11 protein-coding genes are annotated in these 13,020 nt (G+C 59.6%); 7 read left to right on the top strand and 4 right to left on the bottom strand.

The window, feature by feature from the left end:
- Nucleotides 1-103: 103 nt before the first annotated feature.
- Nucleotides 104-499: a DUF6979 family protein gene (locus tag V5E97_RS06125; protein ID WP_406698415.1), complete on the top strand. Its 396-nt coding sequence runs from the start codon at nucleotides 104-106 to the stop codon at nucleotides 497-499.
- A gap of 498 nt (nucleotides 500-997) precedes the next feature.
- Here the strand turns inward: V5E97_RS06125 and V5E97_RS06130 are convergent, their stop codons facing one another.
- Nucleotides 998-4,399 carry an NERD domain-containing protein gene (locus V5E97_RS06130; protein WP_406698416.1) on the bottom strand — a complete coding sequence of 1,134 codons (3,402 nt, stop codon included), beginning with the start codon at nucleotides 4,397-4,399 and terminating at the stop codon, nucleotides 998-1,000.
- Nucleotides 4,400-5,199: 800 nt separating this feature from the next.
- Here V5E97_RS06130 and V5E97_RS06135 point away from each other — a divergent pair.
- The 5 genes from V5E97_RS06135 to V5E97_RS06155 all read left to right on the top strand — a co-directional run bounded on the left by V5E97_RS06135 (nucleotide 5,200) and on the right by V5E97_RS06155 (nucleotide 8,955).
- The gene (locus tag V5E97_RS06135; protein WP_406698229.1) at nucleotides 5,200-5,379 is read left to right on the top strand and encodes a transposase; all 180 of its coding nucleotides are present in this window, start codon (nucleotides 5,200-5,202) and stop codon (nucleotides 5,377-5,379) included.
- A gap of 91 nt (nucleotides 5,380-5,470) precedes the next feature.
- Nucleotides 5,471-6,370 carry an IS3 family transposase gene (locus V5E97_RS06140; protein ID WP_406698417.1) on the top strand — a complete coding sequence of 300 codons (900 nt, stop codon included), beginning with the start codon at nucleotides 5,471-5,473 and terminating at the stop codon, nucleotides 6,368-6,370.
- 91 nt (nucleotides 6,371-6,461) lie between these two features.
- Nucleotides 6,462-6,713 (top strand): transposase family protein, encoded by a 252-nt coding sequence (locus tag V5E97_RS06145; protein ID WP_406698419.1) that lies wholly within the window; start codon nucleotides 6,462-6,464, stop codon nucleotides 6,711-6,713.
- A complete protein-coding gene (locus V5E97_RS06150) occupies nucleotides 6,713-7,615 on the top strand; it encodes an ISAs1 family transposase (RefSeq protein WP_406698420.1) in 903 nt (300 codons plus the stop codon). The genes V5E97_RS06145 and V5E97_RS06150 overlap by 1 nt, the downstream gene beginning before the upstream one ends.
- Nucleotides 7,616-8,013: 398 nt before the next feature.
- Nucleotides 8,014-8,955, top strand: a complete 942-nt coding sequence (locus V5E97_RS06155) for a carbon-nitrogen hydrolase family protein (RefSeq protein WP_406698421.1) — start codon at nucleotides 8,014-8,016, stop codon at nucleotides 8,953-8,955.
- Nucleotides 8,956-9,139: 184 nt separating this feature from the next.
- On the opposite strand, the gene V5E97_RS06160 is transcribed toward V5E97_RS06155, so the two are convergent.
- Together V5E97_RS06160 and V5E97_RS06165 are read right to left on the bottom strand one after the other, a co-directional pair.
- Nucleotides 9,140-9,901, bottom strand: a complete 762-nt coding sequence (locus V5E97_RS06160; protein ID WP_406698423.1) for a serine/threonine-protein kinase — start codon at nucleotides 9,899-9,901, stop codon at nucleotides 9,140-9,142.
- Between the two features lie 352 nt (nucleotides 9,902-10,253).
- Nucleotides 10,254-10,961, bottom strand: a complete 708-nt coding sequence (locus V5E97_RS06165) for a hypothetical protein (RefSeq protein ID WP_406698424.1) — start codon at nucleotides 10,959-10,961, stop codon at nucleotides 10,254-10,256.
- Between the two features lie 250 nt (nucleotides 10,962-11,211).
- On the opposite strand from V5E97_RS06165, the gene V5E97_RS06170 reads away from it, so the two are divergent.
- Nucleotides 11,212-11,640 (top strand): hypothetical protein, encoded by a 429-nt coding sequence (locus V5E97_RS06170; protein WP_406698426.1) that lies wholly within the window; start codon nucleotides 11,212-11,214, stop codon nucleotides 11,638-11,640.
- A 186-nt stretch (nucleotides 11,641-11,826) separates the two neighbouring features.
- Here V5E97_RS06170 and V5E97_RS06175 read toward each other — a convergent pair whose 3' ends face one another.
- Entirely contained in the window at nucleotides 11,827-12,804 is a 978-nt protein-coding gene (locus tag V5E97_RS06175; protein ID WP_406698427.1) for an amidohydrolase family protein, read from the bottom strand.
- Nucleotides 12,805-13,020 lie beyond the last annotated feature (216 nt).

Raw genomic sequence — 13,020 nt, forward strand, 5'->3', positions numbered from 1 at the left:
CAAGGTAGCCCTCCATCTATATAGCGGTTCTTGCTATTCTTGAAAGAGGACTCAACAGTTATGTGCGGCCTGCTTTTAGGGTTGGTCGTCGAAGGATGCACTGATGCGAGAGTATGGCGAGGTGGCGATCGGCGCGGCGGAATTGACGCGGATTAGTGGTGTTCAGCCGCCCGAGGCATGGGAGCGGGCGGCACAGACCGTGTTTCCGCACAGTACTTCACTTCGGGAGAAGGGATGCCCGCGGAGCGCGTACCTCGGTCTGTGCGAGGATGGATTCATCGTTAGTGTTCCGTCTGGCAAATATACTAGATCACAAGACAACAAGCGGTATGCTCTCCATGCCGTCGAGCTACTCGCGTCTGAGCCGAGTCTAGCGAACGCCAGCCCCAGGGCGCTTTGGGAGCGGGTTATGGGCGGACAGAAGAAATCATACAATTCGCAGATGGATGTAGTCATTGCTTTGTGGCAGAACGGGCTGATCAATATTAATGGCGGATAGGGGCCGCTTGGGGAAAATAAAATGGGGCATAGCAACCAACGACAATTGCCGTTAATCGCTATGTTCCTTTTTGAGTTGACATCTCGAAGTTCGTCACTTCGAGCAGCTCATACGCCGATCAGCTGCGCCGCAAGTCGGGGTGGGTCCGCAATAACCGCCAAGAGATTTGCAAGGCAATGGAGTCCGAAAAGGGCAAACCGTCGACCATCCGGCCACGTCGGGTCGCGCACGTCATGATAACGTTCTTCTCGAGTGTAGCGACCTACATGATCCAGGACTTTCCGTGCGTTTCCCTAACGGAGCTGATGACCGCACATGAGGCTGCCGGGGCCTGACCCTACCAGCGCGGCGTCGCTGTGATCCCATGAATGAACTCTTAGCGGTGCAAGGCATGCACCGTGACGGGCTCGAATGAGTGCCGGTGGTCCGGCACACCCGCGAAGCCTGCTGCCCTATTCGGGAGTTCCTCGAAACCCTCGTAAAATGCTGTCGATTTCGTCAGCCAAGCCGCTTAGATGCAGCATTCCGCTCTCCGAGGCGGCCGTCCGACTTGATCGAGCGAACCGCCTCGATTGCATCGAGACCGAAGGACGGAGAGTCGACGAGTGGCTCAATTGTTATCAAGGATTGCGGGTCACCAATCCAGCCAAGCCACCGAATCATGAATCCGACTCGGCCTTCGGTATGGTAGCGGCCGGGGAACTGACTCGTGAGGTGATCGCGTTTCGCCAGTCCGAATTCAAGGATCTGGCGGATCTCGTCTGGAAACAATTTGCACCATGCTTCGAGGACCGGACGTTGTCGATCGGGCCTTGCGTCTGCAATCTGCCCCAGCTGATAGAGGGGATCAATGGCCTCGAGCAGAAGTTCTGTGCGAATCTCCTTCCACAGTGGTGCGCACGCCGCAGCCTTCTCTGACTCCATTAGCTTGGGATGGAACGACCAATGGAGGATCTCCCCGTAGATCATCCACGCACGGTGATCGTTCGTCACACTGACACTCCGCGAAGGTGGCTCGCTCACGAATGCGGTGCGGCCAATGATCGCCGCGACAAAGCAGGCAGTCGCATCCTGCAGACACATACAATCGGCCGCAGGTGGAGAGCACCACCGATCGAACGCGGGAAGAGCGGCGCAATCGCCTAGTTCGATGAGTCGATTAAGGACCCAGTCGGTAAACATCCCGTAAACGGGCGCACCGAGAGCTGCCATTGTGAAAAGTTGCACTCGAGATTCTCGGCCGAGATCCTCAATTGCGTCCCAGTATACGCCTTGATACACGTCCTCGAAGACGTTACTCACGGCCACGTTCGCGCGATGTTGCGCTTCGGCGTCGTCCGGGATGCGGAGGATGTCAGCAATCGTAGCCGCGGCCTCATCAGCGCCGATTATTGGCTGGAGCATGTCGTAGCTCATCATAGCATCGACGATCGCTGTATTGAGGAGAATATTATTGGTCGAAAGTGAGCTGAGAAGAATGGCCATTTCTTCGCGACCAGCCGGGTCGAGGAAGGTTGAGACCATGGCAGCAAAGTCTAACGCCTCCAGGCGAAGGTGATAGATGCGCGTCTCCCAACACACGCGGACGAGAGAGGGTGAAATTGACGCGAGTTCGGGCGTCGCGTTGCGGAGATGCCTGCAAAGAAGGAGGAGTTCGCCGGGAAGTCTGTCCGAGAGATTCGACGCAAGCGCCACGATGGAATCCGGCGTATCCTGGTCGGTTCGGCAGCCGAACGAGAATCTTGCTTTATGATAAATCACGGAAACTGGGAAGTACGGCGCGTCCCCGCCTCGGAGAATCTCGAAGAGCGATGCGAAGATCCAGGTGGCATCTCCCGGACGGAGACAACCGTGCGCACCGGGCTTGTCCGCTAGGATCCACCGACATACCTTCTCCGTCTGGCGGAGGAGACCGAGGAACGCGTCGAGGAATTGACCTTCCGGTAGCACATCGCCGATCGCGTTCATCAATGCGCACTCGTAGGTCGTCCAGCGTGGACCGCGGGTGATCGTGAGCAACTTCATTCCGTCCGAGCCCTCCAGCTCGACGTCGATGCCCTGGAGTGCCGATTCGGCAGCGTGCAGCAAGCGAACGCACTCTGATCTTGCCACATTACGCGCCGTTTCGCCGAATCGCCCTCGCAGGCAATCGCCAAGGATGCGCCAGTCAGCCAGGGCGCCGAGGCATTCGCGGATGGACGCCTCGTCGCCCTCGGCTCCGAGCACGAACTCGACGAGTGGTCGATGGCGCGGTAGAGCAATCGCGTTCGCCAACTCGTCCGGAGCCGGGTGCCGCCGTGTGAAGGCCTCCGCCTGGAAGAATCGCTCGAGGATCTCGTGCCGGAACGCGCACCGGTTCTGCCTAACATCAAGCAGACCGCATGCGAGGACATCGGTGACGAGCTGCGAACGGTCGCCCTCCTTCGTCAGGACGCCGTGCGCAACGCGCCAAACCTCGTTCATCGTCAGTGTGCTGACGAATCGGCGCTGCATAAGCTCAGCCAGGCCGCAAATGACGCTTCGGACGATGGCCGGGCACTCGCTCCGCTGGCAGCGATTGCCTGCGTAAGCCTCGAAGAGCAGAGCACGCGTCGTCGGCCCTCCGATCTCGGAGAGACATTCGGCAGCGATGCTGAGTTCATACGGCGTTTTGAACGGCTCGCAGAGCGTGAAAATCTCCTCCGACGGCTCGCTGTCGAGGTAGGAACCGAGGACCGCACGTCGCTGAATCGATGTGAGCGGCTCAAGGCAGTAGCAATCACCCGTCAGGCACTCCGTCAGCTCAGGCGATTCCTGCGCAGTGATGAGGATTGGCACACGCCATCGGAGGTAGAACGCCTGCAGGTCTTTTAAAAGATCCTTCCGCCACCTCCTCGGGCATTCGTTGACGCCGTCAATGACGAGAGCCAGGGGGCTGCCATTTCGATTGATAGCGTTGAGGAGGTGGAGCGCCGTATCGGGGTGTAGGTGGGCGATGCTCCGATCGAGAAGGGTCGAGAGCTTGCCCTCGTAATCAATCGCGGACGCGACGACCGGAATCCGACCGCCGCGGAGCGAGGCGATGGCCATGTGCTTCGCGAGAAGACTCTTCCCTAATCCAGATGAACCAATGAGTTGAATGTGCGTTCCTCGGAGGAGATTATCGGTGATCGTCGAGGACAACACCGTCGTTCCGTCCGTCTGCCGGATGTTCGTCGGGATGAGAGGCGGAAGCTCCTTTGCGATATAGCTCTCGAAGCGATTCGCGTACTCGCTTACCACACGCCGCGCCTCTTTCGCCTCCAGGGGCAGTCGCTCATCGGCCTCGTCAATGCGTGTGAGGTTAAGGTGCATCGCGAAGGCAATCCATGTCTCTCGCGACCAACCCGGTGGATGGGTGTTTCGCTCGTCGAAAAGCTTGAGCAGTCCCTGAAATCCTCGCGATCGAACCTTGTGATCGTCAGGTATTGAGGAACCCGGGAGTAGCTCCGGGAAGACGCAGACGACGCTCTCGAGGTGCTTGAAGAACTTTGCACCCGGAGCCAGGACCGGGAGGGAAGGGTTGGTGCGCGCAAAGGCGTGCATCTCGTCGCTGATGGCAAGTTTCCCGTCAAGGGTCTGACGGTATGGGTTTTTAGCCTCAAGCGGCATGAGCGACCCATCTGGGCGACGCAACGACCAGAGGCCATTGAGCCCACCGACCACGGGCGCGGTGAGGCGTTTTAGCTCGACGTGACAGGCACAGCTTGCCGTCACGACAAGGAAGTCGATCTGATGGGGATTCCGGAGTGGAAAGAAGTTCGCGAACACCAGCGCGGGTTGATGCCGCGCATGGAACTCCGCGGACAATTGCTCCAGGAAGTCCTTCTCCGAGTCGTGTTCGATCGGAGAGCCGATGAAGAGGTCGATAGTGGTTTTCATACTGTGCCACTGGACGTGGCGCTGGTATCGACACAATTACAGTACGGCGGATTCCTGATTAAGTCAATGCCAGTGGGGACAACCCGGAGCCGTTAGCTCATAACATGTACCTTCTTGATCGCCTGTCTCAGGGCAGCCTACCATCTTATTTCAAGCATCGCCGCCAAGAGCTTCTTCCTGGATTTCGAGGAAAATAAAGGGGACATAGCGATCAACGACAATTGTCGTTGATCGCTATGTCCCCTTTGCCTTTGGAGTTCTGAACTCCAATCGTTTATCGGCCATATCAACCACCTTTTAGTCGAGTGTAGATCCTGCGTCAGCCGGCCTCAGGTTGCTCTGGAAGAGTGTTGAGGAGAGAGTCATGTCTGCCACCAGTAGGCTCTGTACACAAGCCTAAGTATGACCAGACCGGGGCTGAGAACTCCGAGCAGGAGCAGGAGCGACTGAAGGCTGACCTGGCCGTTTCTGATGGCTCGATGATTGACTGCCAGCCACATAGCAAGTACAGCGAGGAAGTACAAAACCGCGGCAATCGTTAAGTAAAAAAAATCTTGGCGAGGGTTTGAGTCTGACAACTTAGACACGGCCGCCGCCGCCACGAGAAGGTTTATGTGCCAAATGATCATGGTCCTATACCCCCCGCCTGAGTATAGCCGAACTCTGTCTGTAGATCAGCCGGTTGATTTGGTCACTGGACCATGATCCGAATAAAAGGGGGCATAGTGGCCTGCCCCCCAAAATCTGGTCCAGGCTTAATGGGAATCGTATAACTGGCTGACCCAGCCAGGGAGCGACCCATGCGAAAGCGACCCAGACCCGACCAGATCGCCAAGATCCTCCGCGAGGTCCAGGCGGATCTCCAGGCCGGATTGAACATCAACCAGGCGTGCCGCAAGGGTGGCATCGGACTGACGACCTACTACCGTTGGAAGGCGCTCCAGGAGAACCCAGTATCGGGCGAACAAATCAAAATTTAAGAACTTGAAAATGAGAACGGGCGTCTCAAGGAACTCGTCGCCGAACTGGCGCTCGACCGCCGCATGCTCCAGGAGGCATTGAAAAAAAGCCATGACCGCCGCACGTCGCCGCACGATCGTCGCCGAGTTGTGTGACGCCTTCGACGTCTCGCAGCGCCGCGCCTGTCGCGCCCTGGGGGTCAATCGCTCTGGCCTGCGTTACGCCCCCATGCACAGCGACGAGCGACTCGCGTTGGCACTCCGGATCGAGGTATTGGCCGGCGAGCACCCTCGATACGGCTACCGCCGGATCTGGGCGATGCTGCGTCGCGAGGGATGGTCCGTCAACAAGAAGGCCGTCCACCGGCTGTGGCGGCAGTCGGGCCTGAAGCTAGCCGGGCCGCGGGCCGTGCACAAGCCGAGGCGGCCGCACGGCCAGGACATCAATGGATGCCATCTCCGACCGTCGCTCGGAAAAGACGATGTATGGACATGTGATTTTATTTTCGACCGTACCAGCGACGGTCGGAGCTTGAAGTGGCTGAGTCTAATCGATGAGTATACTCGTGAATGCCTGTCGCTGGAGGCACGACGGGGCATGACGGCCGAGGAGATCCGGGAGATCCTCTCCGAGGTGGTGGCGAGGCGAGGTGCCCCGCCGCATCGGGTTCGCAGCGACAACGGGCCGGAGTTCGCGGCGGAGGCGGTGCGCTCGTACCTGGAGGAATCGGGCTCGGGAACGCTCTACGTGGCGCCCGGGAGCCCGTGGCAGAACGGGTTCGCGGAATCGTTCCACAGCAAGTTGCGCGACGAATTCCTCGAGTTGGAGGAGTTCGAGAGCGTGCCTCAAGCGCTGGCGTTGGCGGCGCTCTGGAAGGAGGATTACAATACGGAACGCCCACACAGTTCGTTAGGCTATCTGACACCAACCGAATTCTCGGCGACACGCGAGAGGTACATGCCTATCGAAGAAGAAGAGGAGCCCCACAGGGCCAGCGCGCATTTTGCGTAGGCTTGGCAGTTTATGACGCTTGCGCTTTGGCCGATTTATTTGTATACATTCTCTGGGAGATTTTTACGGCTACGACGCACTTGGGTCAACCATGGCGAATATCAAGCAAAACGACATTGACGAAATCATTCAGCATTTCGCCGAGTTGGAGGACCCTCGCTCCACTATTAACCGCCAGCATCCTCTGAGTAGTGTGCTCGTCATTGCCTTGATGGCGGTCCTCGCTGGTGCCGCCGGGCCGACCGCGATCGCCAAGTGGGCCGCCATGAAGGAGGAGTTCCTCGTGAAGCTCCTGGACCTACCCGTGGTGTCCCACGAAAGGATGTCTTTCGTCGCGTCCTGATGATCCTCAAGCCCGCCGCGTTTCAAGCCTGTTTCGCAAACTGGCTCCAATCTTGCGCGATGCGGCCACTGCGGCGACCGGCGTCGAGCAACCGATCCTGGCGATTGATGGAAAACGTTGCGGCGAAGTCACGATCACAAGAACGGTCTAGGGCTCTCCATTCGGTCAGCGTTTGGGCCAGCGAATTTGGCCTGTCGTTAGGGCAAGTGGCCTGCGCGAGAAATCCAACGAGATCACGGCCATCCCGAGTTACTGCGGCTTGTGGACATCAAGGAGCGATCATCACGATTGACGCGATGGGGACACAAAAGGCGATCGCCTCGCAAATCGTTGAGGGCGAGGCGGATTATGTGCTGGCGTTGAAAGGAAACCAGGAGACGTTGCACCAGGCTGTTATGGGAGCGATCAACAAAGAATGGGAGAACGATTTCGCCGATGTCAAAGCGAGTCGGCTTCAGACCAGCGAGACGGCCCATGGGCGAGCCGAAACGCGTACGTACATTCAGATGGCTGTGCCAGAAAGTTTGCCGGGGCTCAAGCCATGGAAGGGGCTGAAGTCGATCGGTGTCGTGGTCTCTGATTGTGTCCGGAACGGGAAAAAAACGTCCGAAGTGCGTTATTATATCAGCAGTCTTAATGTCGATGCGAAACGATTCGCCCACGCCGTCCGGAGCCATTGGGGCATCGAAAACGCCTGTCATTGGAGTCTCGATGTAACCTATCGCGAGGACGAGTCGCGAATCCGAGAGAAGCACTTGCGCGAGAATTTCGCATGGCTCAATCGCCTGACACTGTCGCTATTGAAGCAACATCCGGGCCGTGACAGTCTGGTGATGAAACGACGCAGTTGCGGTTGGAGTGACGACTTTCTTCTGCAAGTTCTTGCCGGATCAACACTTTAGTGTGCGCTGGCCCTGAGGAGCCCCATGACGCACCACCTACTGAACAACTGCGCGGATAGATTCCCATTAAGGCTGGACCAAGAAATGGGGAGCAGGCCAATAGCGATTAACGACAATTGTCGTTAATCGCTATGCCCCCTTTTGGAGTCGTGATCGAGGCGGCGAAGGATTGATAACGGAAGGTGGGCCGGGCTCGGGCATCCTGACACCGGCGGAGGCGTTATGATGGGGTCAGCCCGGACGCCTGCGGGGCCGAGAGGCGATGCACGATCCCCGTCCGGGGCTGGCCGTCGGCACCAATCGTCTCGGGCCAGCACGGTCGAGGCCGTGACGCTCGGAGGTTGGTGTGGAAATCGACGAGGGACGGAATCGGATCTTGGACGAGGGAGAAATGACAGATGGGACGACCGATGAGAATAACGTTCCTCGTATCGGTGCTCTTGGTACTCCCCGCTCTCATCGCATGGGGAGGGGAACCCCCCGAACCGACTCGGGTGAAGGTGGCGGCGGTCCAGATCCTCGGCTACGACAAGACCGACATGCCACGACCGGGGTTCGACCCGAGTGAGGGCGTGGTCCGGTTCGTCGAGAAGGCGGCCGACGACGGGGCGCAGCTTGTGGTCTTCCCGGAGTATCTCCTAGGCAGGATCACCGTCCCAGGCCCGCAGACGGGGCGGATCGCCAGGGCGGCGGCGGCGGGGAAGATCTACGTGGTCGTCGGCTGCTGGGAGGTCTCTCAGGACGGGTCGTTCGCCAACACGGCCCTCCTGTTCGACCGGTCGGGCAAGATCGCCGGCAAGTACCACAAGGTCCACGCCGCCGTGGACCATTTCGAGGGCGAGCCGCCCTGGTCGAGACCACCCCAGGGCAAGGACGACGAGTGGTTCTCGACGAATGACCCCGAGTGGAAGATGGAACGGGGGCGGGACTTCCCGGTCTTCGACCTGGATTTCGGTCGGATCGGCATCCTGACCTGCTACGACGGCTGGTTCCCGGAGTCGGCCCGCATCCTCTCGCTCAGGGGGGCCGAGATCCTGGTCTGGATCAACGGTCGGAGGGGGACGGTGGAGGACTTCCTCGTGAAGTCGGCGATGTTCCAGGACGAGGTGGCGATGGTCGCCACGAATCAGGCCTACGGGTCGGGGACGATGATCGGCCAGTGGCCCTCCCAGATCCTCGCCGCCTGCACGGAACCGGAGGAGGGCTACATCACCGCCTCGATCGACCTGGAGAAGGTTCGGAAGGCCCGGCGGAACAGCCGGAACCTCCGGCAGCGGAGGCCGGATGTCTACGGGGAAATCGTGGGGCCGATCGGCACCGATCATCGGCCTGGCAAATGATGTTGATCACGAACAACCACCGCCAATCCGTCGCAGCAGGGCGACTCCGGGGCGGTCGTGGTCGGTCATCAACGATCCGTCGGGAGGTATCAGTGGACGGGTTCGAGCGGTCACAACGGAGCGACAGATGGGACTAATAAGGGGGGGGATGTGTACGGCGATTATCTTCATTTGTTGATAATCGCTATGTCCCCTTTTGTTTTCCGTCATCGGCGTCCGGTAGCCTGAAGTTCCCTAACCGGACAGCCTCGACGAGGAGTGCGAAGTTTCTGACGCCGGGGAACATCTCGCTGCCCGTGAGAAGCTCAAAGAACACCGCCCCCAGCGAGTAAATGTCCGATGACTCCGTGCAGGACTCGGCGAAGAGGTACTCCGGTGAGGCGTACTTCAAAGTGCCCAGGAAAGCCTGGCTCGCCGTGATGGACTCCTCGTCGCCCGGCCGAATGACACCTAGGTCCAGGACCACGCAGTGTCCGTCTCGGTCGATGACGATATTGGCTGATTTGATGTCTCGGTGGATGATGGCGTTCTCGTGTAGTGCTTTCACACCATGGGCCAGTTGGCTCATGATGTTCCGAGCCTCAGCCACGCTCGGCTGATGTCCCCGGATGTAGGTATCAAGCTGCTCGCCCCCGACAAGATCCATGAGTAAGAAGCGTGGTTGACCATCAGACCAGAACTCGGAAGTGTCATGGATTCGAACCAAGTTCGCATGATGCAACCGACCTCCCGTCACTGCCTCACGGATTCGGCGTGCCACAACCGTGGCTACGGGCTCTCTTTTAAACACCTCCCCCTTGTACCACTTCAAGCAGAACCGAGTGCCCACCTCAAATCCGGCCCACGGCCTAGCTAGGCTTACCTCGTAGGCGATCCCCGCCGCTCCTTCCCCGAGCAGGGAGACGATCGAGAACGTCTCGTCAAGCACGTCGCCTATCTGTGGCATGCTGAGGCCTCTTCGGACTTTCCTGTCTGGAACGAACGCTGGGTTCGAACGACTCACTACCAACCATGCTTGTTGGATGATTGGCAATTCTGCCCCGTAGTGATCGGGCGATCAAGTACCGCATCCATCAGAAATTGGGGGGCCGCAAAGGGGACGGAGCGAATTGTTTGTCTGATGAAACATGCGGGCACAACAGAGTGCTAGCTTCCGAAATTCGCTCCGCCCCCTTTGTGTCTCCTCGGCCCAATGAATTCGGGGCTGACAGTCAGACGATACTCTTCCCAAATGATCTAACTTACCCTGCTGAGGTGCATGGCCACATTCGCACCTTCCCGTCGCCCTCTGCCCGGCATCACCGGAAGCCGCCACCCATCATGCCCATCTGCTGAACCTGCTGCATCTGTTGCATCATGGGCAGCATTACCTGCTGTTCCTGATACAGCCGCTTATTGAGCTCCGCAACCTTCTCCTTGATCTTGTCGTAAGTCTTGCGCGCCGCGTCGGCCTTATCCCGTTGCGTTTCGTCGTTGCTCGCGGCGATATCAGCCGTGGCCAGAGCGGTCACGGCGTTGCCGAGGGGTTCCTGCATCAGATTGATCTGAGCCTGAAGGAGCTGGACCTCGATCTTTGCCTTCTCGTATCTTTCAACGGCATCCTGCTTGTTGTCGCCTTCGGTCGTCTGGCTAGCACGGGCAGCGGCTGGTGCCCGTCTCCCCGCCGTCCGCTTGTCCGCCATTTCGGCGGCTCGGGTAGTCATCGCGTCCTTCTTCTTGGCGATGAAGTCACGCAACATGGCGGTCTCTTCGGCAAACTGTTCTTTCTCCGCCTTTCCGCCGGGCACCGGCTTCATGCCCAGTCGTGCCTGGGCCAATAACGCCTCCTTCAGGACTGCCTTGTCGGCCTCCTGTTCCATCTGCAGGATTTCGAGATCGACGCTCTCGGCCGGTGTCATGGGCCGGGCGGCCACGCCGCCGCCCATCCCACCTCCCATGCCTCCGTACTGTGCTTTCGCCGGGGTACAAAGGAGAACCAGAAGGGCAAACGTCGCGACGTGCTTCATGGGAGACTCCTGTTGGGGTTTGGGGATATCCCAATCTTACCAGGGCCAGAGGCTGGAGTCCTATGACCTTCGGTAGAGCGAGGCGGGAGACCGGGCGTTTCGCTGGGGGGCGGAAAAAGGGGGCGGGAGTCGTTTCTGGCGCCGCGTCGTTTGAATTCCCGGTTACCGTGAAAACAAAAGGGAGACATAGCGATTAACGACAGCTGTCGTTAATCGCTATGTCTCCCTTTTGGAGTTTGAGATCACGCTGGTGACGAGTTTGCTGGATGCGGCGGCGTACCCGGCCGAGGCGTTGACTGAACTCTACTTCCGGAGATGGCAGGCCAAGATTAATCTTAGATATCTGAAAATCATCATGGAAACTGATGTAATGCAATGCAAGACGGTGGATGGTGTGTTAAAAGAGTTGGCGATGTTCGCGTTGGCGTACAATCTGGTGCGTTCGGTGATGGGGGAGTCGGCTCGACTGCAAGGGGTGGATCCCGATCGGATCGGACTGATGGATACGGTACGTTGGTTAATCGGGATCGAGGATGGAGACGTCTCGGGGTTGGTCGTCAACCCGTCGCGTCGTGGCCGAGTCGAGCCACGGGTGAAGAAACGAAGAGGTAAGCAGTATATGTGCATGATCAAGCCGCGGTCGGAACTACGCAAGTTGTTGCCGACGAAGTACTTCTAAGCTATCTTCGTGGCATTCCGCTATGTCCCCCCCTTTTGGCTCCGCTTCGATAAGGTAGTCGTCGATCCAATCCGACCGATACCCCCCGTTGCCGGCTTGTGCGAGTCGGCGACGGGGGGTATCGGCAGGTTAGGGACCGGACCGATTGGTCCCGAGCCGCCTACGATCGGGGGGGGCGAACCCGTCTCAGGAGGCGCCGAGTCCGAGCAGGTGCTCCGCATTGCCGTGCGCGATCCGCTCCCGGTCGGCGGGGGCGACGGGCAGGCCTTCGAGGAACCGGCGGGCCTCGTCCATCGACGAATACGGATAATCGGCCGAGAACATGATCCGGTCGACGCCCACCTCCAGCAGCAGGTCGAGGAATGTCGACGTGAAGTTGTATCCGCTGAAGGTGTAGTGGAGATTCTCGCGGAGGTAGGCGCCGATCGGACGACGGAGCTTCGTTAGGGCCGTCGTCATTCTGCGGTCGAGCCGCTGCATCATGAACGGGAGGCCCTCGCCCATGTGGCCGATGATGACCTGGAGCTTCGGATGACGGTCGAAGACGCCGCCGAGGACCATCCGGAGGACGTGCGTCGCCGTCTCGATGTGCCAGCCCCAGCCGGCGGTCGAGAACCGGGCCGAGACCTCGGGCGCGAACCCCGCGTAGTAGGTCTCGAACACCGCGCGCGGCGGGGGCGTCGGGTGCAGGTAGATCGGCACGCCGAGAGACTCGGCCCGCTCCAGGATCGGCGCGAAGGCCGAGTCATCGAGATAGCGTCCGCGGACATGCCCGTTAATGGCCGCCCCCTTGAAGCCGAGGTCGCGGATCGCCCGCTCGAGTTCCCGAGCCGCGGCCTCCGGGTCGGGCGTCGGGATGGTGGCGAAACCGGCGAGGCGAGTGGGATGGTGCCGGATCGCCTCGGCCACAACGTCGTTCGTCTCGCGCGCCAGCGACGCGGCCTCGCCCGGCTCCAGTTGCTCGACGCCAGGCGCCGTCAGCGAGACGACCTGGACGTCGATCCCCGCGGCATCCATGTCGGCGATCCGGCGTTTCCCGAGGTCGAGCAATTGGTCGACGAGGTCGGGAATGCCCATCGATTCGCCCCCATCCTTGTGGGATTTGCCCGGGCCATTCATGAAGGCTGGGGTCGCGAAGTGTTCCTCGAGCGTGATCGTTCGCATGAGCAACCTCCCTGGATGGATGTTCCTTTGAACGGACCTGCAGCGCCCATGCCGTTGATCGAGTCCGCCGTCGGCCGCAGTCCAGACGTCGCGGACTCCGGACTTGGGCGGGAAAACCGTGGTGAGGACGCGGTTCGCAAGGCCCGAGACGAACCCCATGCACGATCGGCGTGTCGAGCTTAACGAATGGAGGCCCCGATGCGGAAGCTCGCCAGC

Source organism: Singulisphaera photorubra (assembly GCF_045290345.1).
In the GTDB taxonomy this organism is placed as follows: Bacteria; Planctomycetota; Planctomycetia; order Isosphaerales; family Isosphaeraceae; genus Singulisphaera.

Coding starts and splice junctions, on each gene's coding strand:
- V5E97_RS06125 (WP_406698415.1), top strand. CDS start 104: ATGCGAGAGTATGGCGAGGTGGCGATCGGCGCGGCGGAATTGACGCGG.
- V5E97_RS06130 (WP_406698416.1), bottom strand. CDS start 4,399: ATGAAAACCACTATCGACCTCTTCATCGGCTCTCCGATCGAACACGAC.
- V5E97_RS06135 (WP_406698229.1), top strand. CDS start 5,200: ATGCGAAAGCGACCCAGACCCGACCAGATCGCCAAGATCCTCCGCGAG.
- V5E97_RS06140 (WP_406698417.1), top strand. CDS start 5,471: ATGACCGCCGCACGTCGCCGCACGATCGTCGCCGAGTTGTGTGACGCC.
- V5E97_RS06145 (WP_406698419.1), top strand. CDS start 6,462: ATGGCGAATATCAAGCAAAACGACATTGACGAAATCATTCAGCATTTC.
- V5E97_RS06150 (WP_406698420.1), top strand. CDS start 6,713: ATGATCCTCAAGCCCGCCGCGTTTCAAGCCTGTTTCGCAAACTGGCTC.
- V5E97_RS06155 (WP_406698421.1), top strand. CDS start 8,014: ATGGGACGACCGATGAGAATAACGTTCCTCGTATCGGTGCTCTTGGTA.
- V5E97_RS06160 (WP_406698423.1), bottom strand. CDS start 9,901: ATGCCACAGATAGGCGACGTGCTTGACGAGACGTTCTCGATCGTCTCC.
- V5E97_RS06165 (WP_406698424.1), bottom strand. CDS start 10,961: ATGAAGCACGTCGCGACGTTTGCCCTTCTGGTTCTCCTTTGTACCCCG.
- V5E97_RS06175 (WP_406698427.1), bottom strand. CDS start 12,804: ATGCGAACGATCACGCTCGAGGAACACTTCGCGACCCCAGCCTTCATG.